General features: G+C 69.9%; 19 protein-coding genes and 1 pseudogene. 19 read left to right on the top strand and 1 reads right to left on the bottom strand.

Annotated features, from left to right (window positions below; all coding sequences use genetic code 11):
• Window positions 1-705: 705 nt before the first annotated feature.
• Window positions 706-1,470, bottom strand: a complete 765-nt coding sequence (locus tag CR470_RS01285; RefSeq protein ID WP_257138319.1) for a GntR family transcriptional regulator — start codon at window positions 1,468-1,470, stop codon at window positions 706-708.
• Window positions 1,471-1,837: 367 nt separating this feature from the next.
• Between CR470_RS01285 and CR470_RS01280 the strand changes: the two genes are divergently transcribed.
• The 19 genes and pseudogenes from CR470_RS01280 to CR470_RS01190 all read left to right on the top strand — a co-directional run.
• Window positions 1,838-2,869 carry a hypothetical protein gene (locus tag CR470_RS01280; protein ID WP_097865718.1) on the top strand — a complete coding sequence of 344 codons (1,032 nt, stop codon included), beginning with the start codon at window positions 1,838-1,840 and terminating at the stop codon, window positions 2,867-2,869.
• A gap of 108 nt (window positions 2,870-2,977) precedes the next feature.
• On the top strand, window positions 2,978-3,535 hold the full coding sequence (locus CR470_RS01275) for a hypothetical protein (protein ID WP_097865717.1): 558 nt from the start codon (window positions 2,978-2,980) through the stop codon (window positions 3,533-3,535).
• A gap of 172 nt (window positions 3,536-3,707) precedes the next feature.
• Window positions 3,708-4,199, top strand: coding sequence for a hypothetical protein (locus tag CR470_RS40180; RefSeq protein ID WP_257138317.1), 492 nt, complete (start codon window positions 3,708-3,710; stop codon window positions 4,197-4,199).
• A complete protein-coding gene (locus CR470_RS01265; RefSeq protein WP_097865716.1) occupies window positions 4,199-4,396 on the top strand; it encodes a hypothetical protein in 198 nt (65 codons plus the stop codon). The genes CR470_RS40180 and CR470_RS01265 overlap by 1 nt, the downstream gene beginning before the upstream one ends.
• Window positions 4,386-4,568 (top strand): hypothetical protein, encoded by a 183-nt coding sequence (locus CR470_RS01260; RefSeq protein ID WP_097865715.1) that lies wholly within the window; start codon window positions 4,386-4,388, stop codon window positions 4,566-4,568. The genes CR470_RS01265 and CR470_RS01260 overlap by 11 nt, the downstream gene beginning before the upstream one ends.
• A complete protein-coding gene (locus CR470_RS01255) occupies window positions 4,565-4,828 on the top strand; it encodes a hypothetical protein (RefSeq protein WP_097865714.1) in 264 nt (87 codons plus the stop codon). Before CR470_RS01260 ends, CR470_RS01255 begins: the two co-directional genes overlap by 4 nt.
• A 104-nt stretch (window positions 4,829-4,932) precedes the next feature.
• Window positions 4,933-5,160, top strand: a pseudogene (locus tag CR470_RS41070) (DUF5999 family protein); the annotation flags it as partial.
• 226 nt (window positions 5,161-5,386) lie between these two features.
• Entirely contained in the window at window positions 5,387-5,965 is a 579-nt protein-coding gene (locus CR470_RS01245) for a DUF6197 family protein (protein WP_097865712.1), read from the top strand.
• Window positions 5,966-6,228: 263 nt separating this feature from the next.
• Window positions 6,229-8,004 carry a DUF2637 domain-containing protein gene (locus CR470_RS41065; RefSeq protein WP_097865711.1) on the top strand — a complete coding sequence of 592 codons (1,776 nt, stop codon included), beginning with the start codon at window positions 6,229-6,231 and terminating at the stop codon, window positions 8,002-8,004.
• 282 nt (window positions 8,005-8,286) lie between these two features.
• A complete protein-coding gene (locus CR470_RS01235) occupies window positions 8,287-8,802 on the top strand; it encodes a DUF6197 family protein (protein ID WP_257138316.1) in 516 nt (171 codons plus the stop codon).
• Window positions 8,803-8,926: 124 nt separating this feature from the next.
• Window positions 8,927-9,451 carry a hypothetical protein gene (locus tag CR470_RS01230; RefSeq protein WP_257138315.1) on the top strand — a complete coding sequence of 175 codons (525 nt, stop codon included), beginning with the start codon at window positions 8,927-8,929 and terminating at the stop codon, window positions 9,449-9,451.
• Window positions 9,452-10,589: 1,138 nt separating this feature from the next.
• Window positions 10,590-11,510, top strand: a complete 921-nt coding sequence (locus CR470_RS01225) for a hypothetical protein (protein WP_257138314.1) — start codon at window positions 10,590-10,592, stop codon at window positions 11,508-11,510.
• 20 nt (window positions 11,511-11,530) lie between these two features.
• Complete coding sequence (locus CR470_RS01220; protein WP_097865709.1) at window positions 11,531-11,911, top strand: hypothetical protein; 381 nt, start codon at window positions 11,531-11,533, stop codon at window positions 11,909-11,911.
• Window positions 11,912-12,011: 100 nt separating this feature from the next.
• Entirely contained in the window at window positions 12,012-14,339 is a 2,328-nt protein-coding gene (locus tag CR470_RS01215) for a hypothetical protein (protein WP_097865708.1), read from the top strand.
• A gap of 317 nt (window positions 14,340-14,656) precedes the next feature.
• A complete protein-coding gene (locus CR470_RS01210) occupies window positions 14,657-15,124 on the top strand; it encodes an RRQRL motif-containing zinc-binding protein (RefSeq protein WP_257138312.1) in 468 nt (155 codons plus the stop codon).
• A gap of 26 nt (window positions 15,125-15,150) precedes the next feature.
• The gene (locus CR470_RS01205) at window positions 15,151-15,624 is read left to right on the top strand and encodes a hypothetical protein (protein WP_097865707.1); all 474 of its coding nucleotides are present in this window, start codon (window positions 15,151-15,153) and stop codon (window positions 15,622-15,624) included.
• 142 nt (window positions 15,625-15,766) lie between these two features.
• Window positions 15,767-16,348 carry a hypothetical protein gene (locus CR470_RS01200; protein WP_097865706.1) on the top strand — a complete coding sequence of 194 codons (582 nt, stop codon included), beginning with the start codon at window positions 15,767-15,769 and terminating at the stop codon, window positions 16,346-16,348.
• 62 nt (window positions 16,349-16,410) lie between these two features.
• A complete protein-coding gene (locus tag CR470_RS01195; protein ID WP_097865705.1) occupies window positions 16,411-17,187 on the top strand; it encodes a hypothetical protein in 777 nt (258 codons plus the stop codon).
• Window positions 17,188-17,210: 23 nt separating this feature from the next.
• On the top strand, window positions 17,211-18,199 hold a 989-nt coding region (locus CR470_RS01190; RefSeq protein WP_107489425.1), incomplete at its 3' end, for an NUDIX domain-containing protein.

Genomic DNA, 18,199 nt, shown 5'->3' with positions numbered 1-18,199 from the left:
GACAGAGGCGCGGGTCGGGGCATATCCAGGCAGCACGAACACCCCGTCGAAGGACCAGCGACCTGCGAGGTCGCTGACCCCACGGCGGGGTGCAGTGTGTGCGCGTGCGGGTACGGGTACCCTGATCACGTCGCCACCTCCTGGTTTGTAGGAGTAAGCGGCCGGCCAACCGACCTCCATCACAAGGTCGTTGGCCCGAGTGGCCCCTCCCGGTTGCCAAGCCGGTCGACGGGGCCACTCGCATTTTCGATCTACGTCAGACGCCACCATACCGCCGAGGTCTGCCCTGAAGAGACCTTGGGCGCAACGTGTCGATTCCACTGCTCGCAGCGCCCACTGACGGCACTTCACGATCTCGCAGGCACCAGGTGCAAGGCCAGCTGCTCGCCACACCAGGCGGCCACCAACCATCCGCGCAGGAGCAGTCAACGGTTCCCAGCTGAAGTCATCTGTCATTTCGACCTTCCGGCCTCCTTCGCCGATCCCCTTCCCCATACGGTGCGGAGGCGCGGCCCGGGCCCCACCGGCTCGAAGTCTGCGGGACGGAGGACTGAGCCTGGTGCGGCCGAGCTTGGCGCGACCTCTTGATCGCGCGGAGGTGACAAGTGGGGGTGACATTCAAGATGTCATCCCCACTCGTCACTTTGGGAGCTGCCTTCCGGATGCAGTGTGCGCTGTCCAAGCAGCTTGTTCCGAGGCCCCGTGTCATTTCTTGAGAGCGTCGACTGCCAGAGATGTGCTCCATCGGAGGATGGTCGCTCCGCCGGTGATCTTCACCGCTACTTCAACGACACGATCGTCGGCCAGCGTTACCGTCCGGACGATTTGGCTTACGACCACATCTCCAGCCGTCAGGCCCAAATGCTCCTTTTCCGCGCTGGTGGCAAGACGCGACGTCACTTCCTCCAGAACGCGATGCTGAGCAACGCCAAGACGCGCCGCTGCCAGCTCGCGAGAGCCGCCGGTCGAAACAGGCTCAGCCAGCTCGGGCGCCGCAGCGACCACGAAGGCGGGGTAGTAGGAGCTGCTCAGGTGTACGGGGACACCATTGCGGCTGACCACACGGTGGCGGACATGGACAGGCGTGCCAGGCGTGACGTCAAGGCGCGGTGCAACCAACTCGTCCGCTCCGACGGTGCCTACCTCGAAAATCCGAGAGCTCTCGCCGCCGTCCAGCGCCTTTCCCGTCTCCTCGTAGAGCCGGACGCGGGTGCCGATGTTGTTGCTGGCTGGCCCAACCACAACCGTGCCCACGCCCGGCTTGGCCATGGTCAGGCCTTCCATCTTGAGGACTCGGTAGGCCCTGTTCGCGGTCGTCTGAGCCACGCCATAACGCTCACAGACCTGCCGCAGCGACGGCATCGTGGTGCCTGGCTCAAGCACCCCGTCCTGAATCTGCTTGCGATAGTTCGCGGCGATCTCTGCATATCCGACTGTATTGGGCATACCGGTCTCCTCTCTCTGATTCACGCGCCCCACCTCCATTGGTGCAGCTCTATACGTCAGAGGGTACGCCACGCAAACTTCCAGCGCTACCACTAGCGTTAGGGAGCGCTAGTGGTCTACATTGATGTCGTGGCGCTGCTGAATCACCGGAGGCACTGTCCTTAGGCGGTTCTGCCCAGCGCCGACTGCACCACTGCACAACCAGTCGCCACTTCGGTGGCCGCGAGGAGTCTGAGGCAACCAACTCCTCCTCGTGCCCGTGACTGCTGCATAAACGTCGCAGCGCGTATGCGCTGTCGGTCCGTCAGGACGCCCGGTTTTCCGGTGGGTCCTGACGCGGCCGAGAGGGCACCCGCGACGCCCACCCCCTGCCATCGTGAGGAGTTGTCCCATGACCGCACCCGTCCGTGAGCGTGAGGTCCAGACCGTCAGTCAGAAGCGCAAGCGGAGGACGAGGTCGCGCACGATCAGCCACCTCGACCCGATCGTCGTTTCCAAGCTCCCCCCGCACGAGTACGACCTCGACCCCGCCTCCATCTCCCTCGTGTGCCCGACCTGCCGCACCTGGGTCCCGATCCGCGTCGCCGACACGGAGCGGGCCACGGCCAAGCTGGTCCCCCACCACAATGAGCCCGCCGGCACCGAAGACCCGGTCCGGTGCCTCCTCGGCAGCCACCGCCTCGTCACGATCGACGTCAACATCGCCAAGTGGTCCCGCCGCCTGGAGCAGGGTGTCGCGGAGACCAGCGGCCGCCGCGCCGACCGCGTCGTCCGCAAGCCCCAGCCGATGCCCACCCCCGCCGTCATGCAGATCGTCGGCGGCCTCGTCGACGAACGCACGGCCCGCAAGCTGCACGAGGCCCACGTCAAGAGCTGCACGACCTGCTCCGCAACCACCCCCCGCTGCGCGGACGGCCGCCGCCTCGCCGAAGCCGCACCGAAGCTCGTCGCCGCGCATGTCACGGCCTGCACCACCTGCGCCCCGCCGAAGTCCCGCTGCGCGGGGGCCCGCCGCATTGCCGCCGCCGCGCCGAAGCTGGTCCGCTCGCACATCACGAGCTGCGTCACCTGCTCGCTCACGGGGTCCCGGTGCGCCGATGGCCGCCGCCTTGCCCACCTCGCCGCCCACACCCAGCGGACCGCACCCATCCGCCGACAGAGGCAGACGGAGCAGGAGGAGTGGGCCGCCCACCAAGCTTGGGCGCTGCGCCTGCTGCACGACCAGCAGTGGGACAAGCTGGGCCGCCCGGTCCACGAGACCGACCAGCAGCGCGTCCGCGACGTTCTGACCGCGCTGCGCAAGATGCTCAACGTCCCGACCAAGCCCGGCGCCCGGCCGCTCACCACGTGGGAGCGAGCCGAGCTGGAGACCACCATCGCGGTCGTGGAGCGGCAGCAGAAGGACCTTACCCACCGCTGGTAGGCGACGGACGAACGACCACGGCCGGTCATCCCGACGAAACGGGGTGACCGGCCGTGGCTGCTCGTACGACCAGTCAAGTTGACCGGAACGTGAAAGGACAACAGCCGCATGAAGCTGCCGTTTGTACGACGCACAACCGCCGACGCATTACGCAGCCAGCTCGCCCATGCCGAGCGAGGGGCCGTTGCCCTGGCCGCGAGCATCGAGGTCAAGAACGGCGAGGTGGTGCGCCTGACGGACGAGCTGAACGGCGCTCGCCTTGCTCGGGAGGCACTGGTGGCCGCGTACGACATCGCCAACTCCCGGGCCAGGCGTGCCGAGGAGAAGTCCGCTGAGCTGGAGACCCGCCTTCGGACAGTCCCGGCACTGCCTGATGCGGGTGAGACCAGCGTGGACGAGCCCGACCCCGAGCCGGAGAACAGGGACTACGCCTTCACCCTCCTCAACCTCGTACTTCCGCGGTTCGCCGATCTCATCGCGCAAAACGGCGGAGTCCTCCCGGATAACAACTACGAGGCTCTGTCGATCTACGTGAACGGCGCTTCGCGGCACGGCCTCACCGAGGCCGAAGTCGAAGAGCTCCGAGCCAGGCACAACCTCCCCGCGCCGATCTTCCAGAGGGCGAAGAACTTTGCGTCTCGCCCTCTTCCCGCCGGCGCCGCCTGACCCAGCGACCGGACGAACGACCGAGGCCCGGCCGACCCGATAACTCGGGTCGGCCGGGCCTCGGCTGCTCGTACAGCAGTCGACTCCCCTCGCTGGGGAGTGAACGGCGACAGCCCCAGGGATCGCACCCCCGGGGCTGTCCAGGGCCTGACTGGAGGACCTGATGCACAGCATGACACGCACGACCCCCGCCCTGGCGGGCGGCGTCTGCCCCACCTGCCAGCTCATCATGGAGGCCTGCACCTGCACCGGCGTTACGCAGCTGCTGACCGTGCTGGCCCCCCACGCGGGAGTGGCTGACAAGATCGGCCGCCAGGACGACCAGAGCGGCGACGACGGCCGCGGCGACGAGCGCGACGAGACCGACCGCGCCTTCCAGCGTCTTGTGCAGCAGTTGGTGGTCGACGGCGACGACCGAGCCGCCGTGGCCGGCCGCCGGGCGCGGCGCACACTCCAGGAGATGGACCCCGGTTACGAGCGTCAGCCCGTGCTGATCCTGCACCGTCCGGCGATGGCCGACGACGCCTGCGGGCTCTGCCACCGGTGGGGCTGCACCGGGCACGACTGCCCGCCCGGCGTCACCGCGCTGACCGAGCAGGAGCGCAAGGACCTGAGCGACAAGGTCCGCGACGCCAACAAGCGCAGCACGAGCCGCCCGAAGTAGTGGCTCACCTCATACGCGCCGCCCGGACCGCTCAGTATCTCGCGGTCCGGGCCCTCACCGTTCACGGCCTGGGCCACCCGCTGACCTTCGCGCTCCTGGCGGCCGCCTCCACGGCGGCCGCCAGGGCGTGGGACCGGGGCCACCCCGTGGACGCGATCCACACCGCACCCGGACAGAGAGCCCGTCGTGCCCGCTGACCTCCACACCCGCTACATGAGCGCGACCAACAGCTGGGGCGCCCACCTCAAGGGCTGCCCGACCTGCACCGCCGAGCGACGCTGCCCGGACGGAGCGCCGCTCTGGGAGCGATTCGAGCGCTTGCAGGACGCCTACCTCAACCATCTCCGCGACAAGAGAGGCACGTCATGACCGTCACCTCCATCGCCACCTTCGCCGCCCCGGCCAGTTCCACCGGAACGGCATCCGCATGCGTCTCCCCCCTCGCTCCGACGAGCAGCTACCCCACCGAGGCCGGGGCCGTCGTATACGTCTACACGGACTCCGACGGCAGCCTGAGCAGCGAGTGCACCGGCTGCGGCGAGTACGCCTGGACGCTCGAACTCACCGAGATCTTCGCCTGGCACCACGCCTGGACCTGCCGCAAGAAGCCCCACTCGTCGGCTGCCTGACGGCCTGCCTGCTGCCTCCCCTGCCCGTCCCGGCCGCGTGCCGGTACGGGCAGGGCCGAGGGGAGCCGGACAGCCCGGACCAACGCACCTGAGGAGAGGCTCGCATGCCCAAGACGACGAACACCCCCACAGTGCTGCCGGACTCGCTGTGCAAGCACACCCAGAAGTGCCCGAGCGCCGACAGCCCCGACCGGGAGGCCGCGAAGGTCGTGGCCGCCCACCCGGAGCAGGGCTGGAACCTGTTGTGCAACGCCGTCCTGCTCTTCGAGGACACCGGCGAACTGCTCCCCGACGGCCAGGTCGTTGCCCCGCACCGGCCCACCGACGCCGCCCTGGACCTCCGGCTCACGGAGGGCCACGCGCTGATCGGGGGCACGGCCCGCCGCGGCAAGACCGGCATGGCCGCGCTCCACGCGTCGATGACGGCCCGGTCCACCAGCGCCTCGTCGCCGGTCTGACGGCTGCCCGACCCGCCCGCACCGACCGCCCCCCACGGCGGCCGGGACGGGCGTTGACAGGGAGCCGAACAGCCCGGACCATCCGACGAACGAGGCCACCATGCCCCAGAGCCAGACCAATACCCCGCCCCGGACCCAGGCTTTCACCGCTACCGCCGTGGTCATCACGACGGAGATGCTGGAGCGGGCGGCGCGGCTCGTGCCCGACTCCCCGCACATGTCCTGGACCGGGCCCTCGGGCGAGGAGTCCACCGGAGAGGCGGTCGCCCGCCACCTGGAGGCCACCGTCGACCTGCTGGCCACGAACGGCTGGGACCGCATCTGGACCCCGCCGACGCCCGCCCAGCTCGCCGAGGCCGACGCCGCCGCGACCACCGAGACCATGCTCCGCCAGCTCCTGGACTACATCCGCGAGGAAGAGCGCTCCGCCAGCGGCAGGCTCACCGCCGGTGACGCGCTGAACCGTGTCGCGAGGACTGCGGACGGCGACCCCGACACCGGCCGCATCGCGGGTGACGTGCTGGATCTGGTCGTCGTTGCCCTGACCGGGCACCCGTCCGCCCGATTCGGGTACTGGTCGGAGCGTCTTAACCGCACCTTCGCGGACATCACCGCGCTCCTCACCGCCGGCGCTCTTTTCGCTCGCACCTACGGCCCTGCGCCGGAGCGTGCCGCCTGACCGCGCCCAGCATTTCGTTTCCACCCGGCCTGCGTTTCGTCTCCGCCCGCCCGCGTTTCGGGAGCACCGGCCGCCCTCCCCCAGGCACCGGTGCTCCCGCCGCGCTGGACCGGGCGGAGACGGAGTTCCGGACCACGGCCGGTGAGCCGCACGAACCCCAGTTTCGGTTCCACCGCACCCCGTTTCGGGAGCAGCCGCCCGCGTTTCGGGGGCAGCGCCCGCCGTTTCGTTCACGCCCTGAACCCCTCATTCCGGAGGCCCTGATGACGATCACTGAGTGGCCGCGCACCGCGGCCGTCCCCGACCCCGTTTCGCCCGCACCGACTGTCGTTTCGGAGACACTGGCCGCTGTTTCGGCAGCACCCGGCACCGTTTCGGAGACGCCGGATTTCGTTTCGGAGACGCAGAAGCGGAATCCGGACGAGACCGGCTCCACCTCCGGGCGCGAACCGCTGACGGGTCTGCAGAAGCTCGCGATCGGCGGCATCGTGGCCGCCGCGCTGATCCTGGCCGGGATCGGCCTGTACCTGTCGTTCGCGCACGTCGCGAGCTTCGCGCACAAGGAGCTCCGCTTCGGCTCGCTGGACAAGGGCCAGCTGTTCGCCGTCGGCGTCGACGTCGGCATCATGGTGATGATCGCCGTCGACCTCCTGATGGCCTGGCTCAAGCGCCCCATCACCTGGGTCCGCTACCCGGTATGGCTCCTGACCAGCGCAACCGTCGTTCTCAACGCAGCCTCGGCCACGCCCAAGGACAAGCAGTGGGAGCTGCTGGACTACGTTGCCGCGTTCGCGCACGGCGTCGTCCCGGTCCTTTTCATCATGATCGTAGAGGTCGGCCGTGACGCGATCGACCGGATCGTGCGCCCCGACCGGGAGGGCCGCGACGCGATCCCGCTGATCCGCTGGGTCCTGGCTCCGGTCGCCACTCCCCGGATCTACCGCAGGATGCGGCTGTGGGGGGTGTCCTCCTACCCGGAGATGGTCCGCCGCGAGCAGGACCTCCTCGCCTACGAGCAGTGGCTCAAGCGCAAGTACAACGGAGACCTGTCCAAGGCCACTGACGACGAGCGGCTGCCGATGAAGATGGCCCCCTACGGCTACACCGTCAGCGAGGCCCTCGCCATGCCTGACCAGCAGGAAGCCGAGGCGGAGAAGCGGGCGGAGGAGGCCGAGCGGCGGCGCCGGGAGGCGACGACACGCCAGAAGCTCGCGGAGAACCGGGCCGAGGCCGAGCGCCTGGAAGCGGACGGCCAGCTCGAATCGGTCCGGGCCCGGGTGGACAGCGAGAAGGGGATGGCCCGGGCGCACTCCAAGGCGCAGATCAGCGCCGCCGAGAAGGCTGCCGCCCAGGATGAGGCGGCGCTGGAGACCGCGGTCCAGGCCGAGGCCCGCACACGCGTGGCCGAGGCCGAGCGTGAGGAGGCCGAAGCCCGCGAGGCGACGGCCGACGCTGACCTCCGTACGGCCGAGCTGGAACGGCAGGCGGCGCAGAAGCGGAAGGAGGCGGCGGAGGCGGACAGAGCCGCTGCGGCCGAAGCGCAGGCGGTCGAGACCCAGGCCATCGCCGAAGCTCGCCAGGCCACAGCCGAAGCCGACCAGGCCGCCGCCGAAATCGAAGCGGCTGCCGCCGAAACGCGTCGGGCTACTGCCGAAACGGAACGGAAGGAGGCTGAGGAGATCAAGCGGAAGGCACGCGCCGAAGTCAGTGCCGAGGCCGCCCGCAAGGCTGCCGCCGAAACGGCGAAGGCTGCTGCCGAAACGCATCGGGCTGCTGCCGAAATCGAGCGGCGCGCGGTCGAAATCGAGGACGAGGCCAAGCTCAGCCCGCGCGAGCGCTCCGTGCGCAAGGTCGCACGCCTCGCCCTCACCGCCGGCCTCCTTCCCGACGGCCTGGCCCCGGAGGACGTGCAGGACGAGCTGAACGCGCGTGTCTCGATCACCGACGTCCAGCGCGAGTGCGACGTGTCCTCCACCGACACCGCCTCCAAGTACCGCCAGGAAGCCGCGATCCTCATCGCCAACGGCTACCGCCCCTGACCTGCGCATTCGTCCACGGGCACACAGCAGTGAGGGCCAGCACATCCGAAGTGGGCTGGCCCTCACCGCTACCGAGCACAGCAGCTCTGCTCCCGTCCCGGGGGCGCTTCCACATGTCGCCGGAATCCGGCTTCTTCACCTGCCACCAGTACCTCTGACGAAGTCCTGGTGGCAGACGAAGGTGCCCGATCCGCATCCGGACACCCGCCTGAACCGATCAGGCGCGAAGGCCCCCGTCACGCGGGGCCTTCGGCTTCCCCCGATGTACGGAAGGAGCGCAGCATGACACCCACGACGAGCGGGGCCGCCCCGGCGTCGGGGCGCTTCACTCGCACGACGGCGCCGCCGGAGTCCCCGCCGGCACCGCCCGCCGTGATCCCGCAGGCCCTGGAGATCTGGGCGCCCGAGCCCCCGACCTGGGGTCAGCGCATGATCCCGAAGGGGATCCGGTCCGCTATGGCTGACCTGGGGCTCTGGCAGGAGCCGCGCCCGTTGAAGCCGTCGTTTCACCTGACCCAGGTGATCGAGGTCCTCACCCGCTACGGCTGGTGCCAGTCCTTCGATTTCTCCCCTACCGGACGCATGTGTCTCAGGGGCGCCCAGACCTTTCTGGAATCCACCGGGCATGTGACCGCGATCGATCGGGGAAAGGCCGTGAATTACCTCCAGACGCAACTGTCCCGCCAAGGCGTGACTATGCGGTTCTGGGAATGGAATGACCTCCCCCACAACACCTTCCGGGGTGTGGAGGCTACGATTTCTGCAGCCTCTGACATGGCGCGAAAGAACGGAGACTGAAATGACACCGGAAGAAGAGAGAGCTTTCGAGGGAATTGAGGCCGGATTGGCGACCGGAATGAACTTCGGAAACAGTAATCTGGACGCCTCTCCGTATGCCGATGAAGGGCCGTACGGCACCCCGGTGGAAAAGCACAAGAAGGCCGGTCTGACCCGCCGTGGAAAGGTTGCTGTCGCGGTGGCCTCGGTCGCGATCGTCGGCAGCGGGACCATCTGGTTCCAGGTCCATTCCGCAACTGTCGCGAAGGACGAGAAGGAGGCCGCTGCCCTCCAGCTCCAGATGAAGCGGCTGGAGCTGGAGGAAATGAAGATTCGGAACGACAAGGCGGTCGCCGACATGGAGGCCGCGTCCAGCTCCGCCGCCAAGGTCCAGGCGGCCCTGGACCAGTGCGTGAAGGACACCTTCGCCGTGGTCCACAAGAAGTACGGCACGCCGTCCAAGAGCGCGGTCGTGGCGGACTGCAAGCACCAGTACGAGACCGCCGACGGCTCCGACATGGCGGCTGCCAGCAGTGCCCGCGACACGAGCGGCGAAGCGGGCCGGGGAGACGGCGGTGGGGTCAACTCCCCCGCCCTGCTCGGGCTCGTCGCCGGCGGCGCCCTGGCCCTCGCGGTGTTCGCACGCAAGGGCAAGAAGGCCGACGCCTAGTCACTCAAGGTGATTAATTACTCATTCCTCCCTGGCGGAGAACAGCCGTTCAGACGCCCCGTGAGGGTCTGGATATGGCGTTCTCCGCCAGGGAGTGAGGAGTGAGGAACCATCGACGATCACGGAAAGTGAGGAAGAGATGGCGACCGATACGGTGCCCCCGGTACCCGCAGGACCCCCTGATCCGCCCGCCCCGGCCGCCGCCGGCAGCGTCCCGGCACCAGCCGGAGACACCGGCATCATGGCCGCCCTGATGGCCGCGGTAGAACCGGCCCGGCCCGTCACCGCGCCCGGGGCCGGGGCCCGGCCGGAGGGTGACGCCCCGGCCGCGAAGGCGGACCCCGACGGCGCGGTGGACCGCTCCTCCCCCGGCTTCACCAGCGCGGTCAGAGCACCGGAGGACCTCGTCGGCGCCGACTCCGACGCGGCCGGTGCCCGGCACAAGGAGGGCGTGATCAAAACGCTGCTCCGTGCAGGTGCGACCCGCTGGGCGAAAGGTGGCGGAGCGGCCAACAAGCGGCTCGACGTGGCAAAGGCCCAGGCTGCCGCACATCAGGTGAAGGAAACCAGGACCACCACGGTCATGAAGTCTTCCGGAATCCCCACCCGAAGCAGTTCCGGAGGGACCGGAGGCGGGGGTCAGGGATCTACCGGGAAAAATACTGGTGGTTCGGGTAGGAATTCCGGCGGAAACGGCTCCGTAGGTACCGGGCGTGGCGGAAGCGGTGCCGGGCCCGGAGGCGCAGGTCGGGGTTCTTCCGGATCCAATGGCGGCAACGGCTCCGGCGGTCGTGGATCTTCCGGTTCGAATAATGGCGGCGAATCCGCAAAGAGTCGCGGCTCCGGCGGCAATTCCGGCGGTGTTTCGCCCAAGAATTCCGGCGCTCAAAAGCCGGACGAATCGGCGGGCAAGGGAAAGGGGGGCGGTTTCGCAGGGAATTCCGGAGTCAGTGGAAAGGATGGCGGAAACGGAAAGCCCGGGGGAAACGGAAAGACCGGGGCTTCCGGAACCGGCGGCGGATCGGGATCGGGCGGCTCGTCCGGCGGTCGCTCCCCCGACTCGAAGACCAAGGACGGCAAGGACCAGAGCCCGAAGGACGGCACGGGCAAGGGTCCGAAGGGCGGCCCGAAGGCCGACATGGAGAAGCGCGGCGGCAGCCCGGGGTCGGGCTCCGCGGGAAGCGGCGGCAAGTCCGGCTCCAGCGGCGGCACCGGCAAGTTCGGCACGAGCGGCAAGGACGGCAAGAGCGGCTCCGCCGGCGGCGGCTCGACCGGTACGGAGAGCCGGACTCCGCTCCAGCGGTCGCGGGAGACGGGGCACGGCGACGGTTCCGCTGTCCGGAACGTGGTCGACCACGTGCAGGCGTACGCGAAGGGCGCGAAGGACGGCTACCAGGACAAGCGCGAGGAGAACGGCAAGGAGCACGCCCGCCTCGACAAGGCCCACGACCAGCACAAGGCGAAGCAGCAGGACCCGAAGAAGGACGACCCGCAGCAGCAGGGGACGAAGGTCGCCGGACCCGATGGTCAGACGCTCGTCATCGCCCCGCCGGATGAGAAGGACGACGGCATGAGCACCGACGTGAAGCCCCTCCTGGTCAAGGAGATCGACCCGAACACGCTGACCCTGGGCACCGAGGGCGCAGCCGGGTCGGTCAGCCGGAAGGAGCTGCGGAACTTCAAGCAGTACGAACGGAAGCTGGAGGCCAAGGAGAACCACCTCGTAAAGGTGGCCGACGCGTGCAAGTCGTTGGAGGCCGCCGCGGAGGACGAGTCGAGGGACTGCCAGCAGCTCGCCGAGCAGGCGAAGGCCGTCAAGGGCGGGGAGAAGCTCGCCGCGAAGCTGTCGCGGCTCGCCGACAGCGCGAAGGCCCAGGCGACGGAGGCCGCCGAACTCCGCAAGCGCGCGCAGCGGGCGGCGGAGATGTGCAGGGTCGTCCTGACGAACATCGGGACCCGGTACGCGCCGCTGTACAAGGCGGTGGTGGACAGCGACGAGACGAAGCCCGCCGAGCTCCGGTTCTACAACGACAAGGGCTCCTACGCGACCGCCGCGTAGGACCAGAAGGAGAGCCGATCATGGCGGAGCTGACGTACAAGGCCCTCGTCCGGAAGACCGAGGCCAAGGAGAAGGCCCTGGCCCGCAACGCCGAGGGCGTCAAGAAGGCCGCGGAGAACATCAAGGAGCTCGCCGACGACACCGCCTCCGACGCGGACGCGCTCGGAGCCAAGAGCGTCGACCGCGACTCCCTGGCCGAGTGCCAGGAACTCGCGAAGATCATCCGCGGCGTGTCGGAGGGCGCGATCACCTACGCGTCGAGGACGGCCGACACCGCGAAGGCCGCTAAAGCGGCCGGTGATCAGGCCCGCACCACCCACGCCGGTTTCCAGGAGGCGTTCGACCGCTCCAACGTGACAGACCTGGAGCAGGTCAGCCGCGACTGGTTCGAGCAGGAGTAGCACCACCCATCACCGGCGCGGCCGGCCCCCGGAGGGATCACACCCCCGGGGGCCGGCCGCGCCCCTGTGCACCACCCAGAACTCAGACAGGAGACCCCCCATGTCCACGCCCACCCTCACCAGGACGGTGCCGAACGCGGAGCCGGCGGAGCGGGCCGCCGCGGCACTCCAGATCGCTCTCCCCGTCGGGGTGGGCCTCCTCGCCCCCCTCCTCGACCCGAGCGCGGCGGTCTACGCCGGAGCCGGGTTCCTGGCCGGTGCCACGTTCACCGGCGCTAACTACATGAACCGTCTGGGCCGCTGGGCCTCCCAGCTCCCCGGGATCGACATCGCGCGGGCGCACCGCGACACCCTGGGGATCTCCACGATCACCACCGGGATGAGCCTGGCCCTGGGGCAGCTGGGCGGCGCCGACGCGTCCGAAGCGCTGATGGCCGGGTTCCTGGAGCCGGTCACCGTTCCCGGGATCCTGTCGCTGGGGTGGTGGGCCGCGGTCGGCTTCACCGGCTGGCGCCTGCGCCGCGTCTTCGGCCACCGCACGGTCACGGTCCAGGGGCAGTCGGCACCGGCCGCACCGGGGCCGGCGAACACCGGTGACCCCGCCCCGGTGTCGCTCGCCGACAAGATGATCGCGGCCTGGGGCCGAGTCATCAGCGACCCGAAGACGGGACGCCACCGCAACCAGGTCCTCTCCGACGTCGTGATCTACCCGGACCGCTGGGAGGGGCGGATCACCGCGGCCCTGGGCGACTCCGTGAACGTGTCGAAGGAGTCCGTCTCCAGCCTCTTCGGCCGCTCCGTCGATCACATCGACCTGAAGTTCGGCACGCACTCCGGCGAGGCCCTCATCACCGTCTGGTACACCCAGCGCGCCGAACTGGACCCCTCCACCCTCGAAGGAGCCTGGAAGCGGGTGAGGGCGCGGATCCTCCCGAAGACCCACCTGGAAGAGGTCCGCCCGGACGAGCACACCGGCGGCCAGGTCGCCCGCGTCATCGCCGACGACGACCTCGACGCACTCCCCCGCGTCGTCAACCTCGGGGAGCTGGCCGGTGCGCTGCGCCGTTCCATCGACCTCGTCTCCTACGAGCCGGGACGGCGCGACCCGCGGCGCGCGATCATCCGCGTCATGGACCACAACCCGCTGGAGAACGGTCACGACTTCCCCGGCCTGGAATCCCTGGTCGCGACCCCGGGCGGCTGGGTCAGTATCGGGAAGATCGCCTCCGGCTTCCCCGCACGGATCCAGCTGTTCGATCCGAAGCTCGGCGCCCTCCACGTCGTGATCGCCGGTACGACCGGCTCCGGCAAGGGCGGCACCGCCCAGATGATCAGCCTCGCGTACCACGCGAACATGATGGCCCAGATCTACGGCGACCCGAAGGGCGCCAGCAACCCCGCGATCCCGAAGATGGCCGCCTACAGCGGCCTGACGAACCTCGGCGCCCTCGGGGCCATGCGGCTGTCCTGGTGGGTTCTCCAGCACCGGATCGAGGAGGCCGCCCGCCTGGAGCTGAAGAACTTCGCCCCCACCGCGACGCGGCCGTACTGCGCCACCATCCTGGACGAAGCCGCTCAGATGCTGGCCCCGGGAGCACCGAACCGCAAGGAGGCCGTGAAGATCGTCAAGGACGGCGCCTCCCTGACCCGTTCCCTGGGCATGCCCTGGGTCCTGATCAACCAGACCGTCAACCTCGACCAGCTCGGCAGCGAGCAGGCGATCCGCGCGAACCTCCTGGCCGGAGGGACCTGGATCATCCTGCGCACCGACAGCGACCAGGTGAACCTCGGCGACCTCCCCCCGGGCTTCGAAGGCCTGAACCCCTCCCTCATCCCGGCGGTGTGGGCGGAGGAGGACGACTCACTGGTCTACGACCCGACCGTCGAGGAGTCCGACCCGCGCCGCACCTTCGGCCTCGGCTACGTCGCCGCACCGGGCGGCCGCGCGGGCATGATGCGGATCGACAACCTGGAGGACGCCACCGAGCACATCCGCCCGGAGAACGTCATGGCCCCGGTCGACGTGCCGTGGTGGGGCGACGAGGCGTACATGGAGGAACTGGCCCAGACCCCTATCCCCGGCTTTGAGGAGAAGGACGGCGAAGGCGGGACACGTGAGGCGGGGACCTCGTTCCCAGGCGTCGACCTCCCGAAGCCCAGGGAGCGGACGTCGGAGGAGAAGGTCCTGGCCGCGCTGCGCGACGAGTCCGACCCCTTGTACGTCAGCATGCTCGACGAGGACGACGACATCACCCCCGACGACATCGACTACGTCGAACGCGGCCACCTGCTCGCCGCCAGCGGGGTACCGGAGTCGACCTTCGCCAACGTGCTGAACAAACTGGAGAAGAAGGGACAGATCCACCGGATCAAGGACGGTAAGACCTCGAAGGTCGCCCTGGGCAGCCGACCGGACGAGACCGACTGACGGGCCGCCCTGACCACAGGTCACATCACCGCGCACTCCCACGGGCGCCCCGCTCCAAGTCGTACCGCACCCGCACCACGCACCCGCACCCCGCCGGACAGCCCATCGCCGGCGGGGTGCTCGCCGTACCGGGCAGACCACCCGGCCCGCCTGGCCGCCACTCCCGCGCCCTGCCGACGCATCGACGTCAGCGGGGCGCGGTGCTGTCCACCCACCTGCTGGAGGAGATCACTCGTGCTCATCCCCCGCCCGCGCCGCCGGATCGGCCGGCTCCGCCCGCAGCGCCCCGCCCGGCTTCCCGGTATCTGGAGCCGGTGATGCCGCGCACCCGCCGCAAGCGCCGCCGCGAGGTGACGCGGGTGCCCCGCAGCGACGCGATGCTGCCCGAGTACGACCGCGGCACCGTGCCCGAGGGCCTCGTGACACGGCGTGCTCTGCGGGAGATGGGGCTGAGCCCCGGCGACAACAAGGGCCCGGTCGCGATCCTGCGGTGCCGCCTGTGCGCCACCCGCCCGAACTGGTCCTGCCGCCACCCCACCCGCGGCTTCCTGCTCCGGGTCGACCTGGCCCGCCCCAAGCGGATCCCGACGCTCGCTCAGGAACTGGCGCTGGACCGCGCGATGGCCGCCCGAAGCACCTGCTCGAAGTGCTCGCGCCGGTACTACTACTGCCTCCCCCTACACACCGTGGGCTCCTGCGACCCCTGCGCCCAGGGATACGAACCCACCCCCGGCACCTACGTCCACACCACCACCACGCCGGTCACGCACCGGCTCGCCGCCTGAGCAACCACTTCTCGAAGGAGCACACGATGACCGAGACCCTCACCCCGCCCGCCGCCGGCTCCCCGCTGGCGCTGCTGTTCGACATCACCACCGCCGCGCAGCAGACCGCCCGCATCGTCCAGGACGAGGAGCGCGACATGGCGGCGACCGCGGCCGCCGACCACGTCTACTCCGCCTACCCGAACACTCTGGGCCGGGCGGTCGACCACGACGCGTGGACCGGCTTCCCGGCCCTGCGGGACCACGGCCTGCAGCTCAGCGCGGTGGCCTACCTCGACGGCGGGCTGTGGCTCCACCACACCATCCCCGCCCTCGGTGACTTCCGCGACGTCCTCACCCTGCTCGTGCCGTGCGACTGCGGGCACGGCTACGTCCCCTCGCTCCTCGAGGACGAGAACGACCTCCTGGAGCTCCTCCAGGAACTACGCCCCACCGGCGGGCGCGCGGTACACCGTGGCGACACCGGCGGCCCGTACTGCGCGAGCGCCCCGACGGCCTGAGCCGCCGGTACCCGACGAACGTGACACAGCCCTCGCCCCGGCCGCGCAGGCCAGAGCGAGGGCTGCCGGGTGGCCGCGCATCGGCAAAGGGCCGGCCACCCACTCACTTCACCCGCAATTCGAGATCAGGAGAACCACCAGCATGCCCAACCGCCCCACCATCGAGCGCCTGGCCCTCTTCGGAACCCTCCTGGCGACCTTCGGCGAGCTGCATCCCGCCTGTGACCACTGGGCCCAGGGATCGAAGACCGCGTCGCGGAAGCGGAAGTACGGCACCGCCCTGGTCCACGCCGACGGCACCCCCGCCACCTCGAACTCCACCCGGCCGACCATGACCACCAGCACCCTCGGCAGGCGTGCGGTCGCCTGCCACGTCGCGTCCTATACCGCCGTACAGCTCGGGGCGACCATCGCGATCACCCGCGCCTTCGGCTACCGGATCACCCCGGCCGCCCTCCTCGCCGGGGCGGCCATCAACGCCGGAACGCACGCCGCGATCGACCGTGGCGCCTTACTGCTGTGGCTGGCGAAGAGGACCAAGAAGACCGGCTACATCGAGCACTGCCAGGCCGTCCGCATGGACGACAAGGGCACGCTCACCCGCGAGGTGAACGGGCCGGGCAGCGCATGGATGGAGCTGGACGCAGCGCTCCACCGAGTTATCGGGATCGGCGCGGCCGCCGTCACCACCTGGCTCACCACTCGCCCCGGCGCCCGCCGGTGACCCGCACCCGCCCGAAGCACCGACGAGCACTCAGCAGCCGACACCTGTCCCTGGAGGACCGCATGGCACGCACGCCCAAGCCCGTCACCTGGTACATGGCCACCCCCGCCGACGGGATCATCGAACTGTCCCGCCAGGCCGGAACGCCGGTCAGCGTCGCCGACGCCGTCGGCCAGGTCGTCGACCACCCCAACCCCTGCCGCACCAAGTGGTTCGACGAGAGCCGCTTCTCGTACTTCCGCATGGTCAAGCGGGTGGGCGAGGTCCTGGAGGACACCGGCATCTGGCCCGCCATCTGGCCGGTCCGGCTCTGGATCGCAGAGCCGGTCGGCGACGCCGGGAACTGGAGCCACCAGCACTTCTCCTACCGGCTGGTCGCCCACCAGATCCGCGTGCTGGAGGAGACCGACCCCTGGCCCGCGCTCGGTGCCGGCGGCCGGGAGGTCCTGGACGTCATCCACGAGCAGATCCCCGAGCGGGCCGTCCGGTGGGCCGCCGACTGGGACGCCGACCCCGAGGGCATGGAGGAGCGGCGCTGGAACTGGCGCCTGTGCGGGACCCGGGACATCGGCCGCGGGGAGTGGGCGCAGGCGGTGGCCGACATGACCTCCTACGCCCGCCGCGAGTCCGCCGCCCAGCGCTGGGCCGAGCAGCTGGCCACCGACACCGTCGAACGGATTCTCGCCGCCACCGACTTCAGTCAGGACGCGGTCGACTACGCCCGCTCCCGCGCCGCCGAGCTCACCGTCGCCGCCCAGCACCAGACCCGGCTCAGCCCGTACGTCCTCGACGCGCTGCGCGGTGTCCGCCTCGACGCCGCGTCGGCCGTCACCGCCTGACCCAACTGACGGAGAAACCCCATATGAGCAACACCACCGCGACCACCGAGACCGTCGGGGCCGTCCCCGCTGCACTGCGCGACTGGTCGGTGAGCTGGCCGCAGTACACGCCCACCGACGTCACACCCCCCGCACTGCTCCCCGCGGCTCTGGCCCGCCACGTGCCCGACTGGGCCGAAGCCGCCCCCAGCCCGACCGACGTACGCGACTGGGAGCGCCGCCAGGCCGACGCGCTCGTCCCCTACCAGCTCGACGGGCAGGGCCGGCCGCTGAACCCGCACGGGCGCACCGGCCACACCGGCCGAAACCTTGGCAAGTGGGGCGAAAACGCGGCCGCCGACCCGATCGTGGTCGCGGGCACCGGCCAGAAGCGCCGACTGCTGCTGATCACCCGCGACGACATCCACGTGGAGGCCATCCCCGGGGGCATGGTCGATCCGGGCGAGACCGCCCCGGCCGCCCTCGTTCGCGAGCTGCGTGAGGAAACCGGCGTCGACCTCTCCGACCACGTGCCGGTGATCCTCGGTCGACAGGTCGTGGACGACTGGCGCAACACGGATTGCGCCTGGGTGTCCTCGACCTCCGCGCTCTACCAGCTCCCCACTACGGTGACCGCCATCGGTGCCAGCGACGCGCTGGACGCCACGTGGTGGCCCTTTGTCAGCATCGAGCAGCTCGACGCGACGATCACCGCCGCCGGGCGCACCCTGTACGCCGCCCACCGGCCTCTCCTGCAACGCGCTCTCGACCACCTCGCCCGGATGGCGACCACGCCGCCCACTTCGATCGCTGAGCTGATCGCCCGGCACGCCACGAACCTCGCGCACCTCACCGAGGAGCCCCTCGCCGAGACCGGGTCCGACCTCATCGACCAGCTCCGCGAGGCCGAAGAGCGCCTCGACCAGGTCGGCATTGGCTTTGTTCACGAGTTACGACAGCGGTTGTTCACGTCTTTGGGAGGCGCCCGTCATGAGGCGAAGTCGGTGTTCACGAGAACGGGAGGCACCGAGTA

The organism is Streptomyces sp. rh34 (assembly GCF_002551245.1).
Taxonomy (GTDB): Bacteria; Actinomycetota; Actinomycetes; order Streptomycetales; family Streptomycetaceae; genus Streptomyces.
The sequence above is the reverse complement of the archived record's forward strand: the minus strand, read 5'-3'. Positions and strand labels throughout refer to the sequence as shown.

What these genes read in the sequence shown, in the direction of transcription:
- CR470_RS01210 (WP_257138312.1), top strand. Translation starts at nt 14,657, where the DNA reads ATGCCGCGCACCCGCCGCAAGCGCCGCCGCGAGGTGACGCGGGTGCCC.
- CR470_RS01225 (WP_257138314.1), top strand. Translation starts at nt 10,590, where the DNA reads ATGGAGAAGCGCGGCGGCAGCCCGGGGTCGGGCTCCGCGGGAAGCGGC.
- CR470_RS40180 (WP_257138317.1), top strand. Translation starts at nt 3,708, where the DNA reads ATGACACGCACGACCCCCGCCCTGGCGGGCGGCGTCTGCCCCACCTGC.
- CR470_RS41065 (WP_097865711.1), top strand. Translation starts at nt 6,229, where the DNA reads ATGACGATCACTGAGTGGCCGCGCACCGCGGCCGTCCCCGACCCCGTT.
- CR470_RS01215 (WP_097865708.1), top strand. Translation starts at nt 12,012, where the DNA reads ATGTCCACGCCCACCCTCACCAGGACGGTGCCGAACGCGGAGCCGGCG.
- CR470_RS01255 (WP_097865714.1), top strand. Translation starts at nt 4,565, where the DNA reads ATGACCGTCACCTCCATCGCCACCTTCGCCGCCCCGGCCAGTTCCACC.
- CR470_RS01275 (WP_097865717.1), top strand. Translation starts at nt 2,978, where the DNA reads ATGAAGCTGCCGTTTGTACGACGCACAACCGCCGACGCATTACGCAGC.
- CR470_RS01280 (WP_097865718.1), top strand. Translation starts at nt 1,838, where the DNA reads ATGACCGCACCCGTCCGTGAGCGTGAGGTCCAGACCGTCAGTCAGAAG.
- CR470_RS01200 (WP_097865706.1), top strand. Translation starts at nt 15,767, where the DNA reads ATGCCCAACCGCCCCACCATCGAGCGCCTGGCCCTCTTCGGAACCCTC.
- CR470_RS01195 (WP_097865705.1), top strand. Translation starts at nt 16,411, where the DNA reads ATGGCACGCACGCCCAAGCCCGTCACCTGGTACATGGCCACCCCCGCC.
- CR470_RS01205 (WP_097865707.1), top strand. Translation starts at nt 15,151, where the DNA reads ATGACCGAGACCCTCACCCCGCCCGCCGCCGGCTCCCCGCTGGCGCTG.
- CR470_RS01235 (WP_257138316.1), top strand. Translation starts at nt 8,287, where the DNA reads ATGACACCCACGACGAGCGGGGCCGCCCCGGCGTCGGGGCGCTTCACT.
- CR470_RS01245 (WP_097865712.1), top strand. Translation starts at nt 5,387, where the DNA reads ATGCCCCAGAGCCAGACCAATACCCCGCCCCGGACCCAGGCTTTCACC.
- CR470_RS01220 (WP_097865709.1), top strand. Translation starts at nt 11,531, where the DNA reads ATGGCGGAGCTGACGTACAAGGCCCTCGTCCGGAAGACCGAGGCCAAG.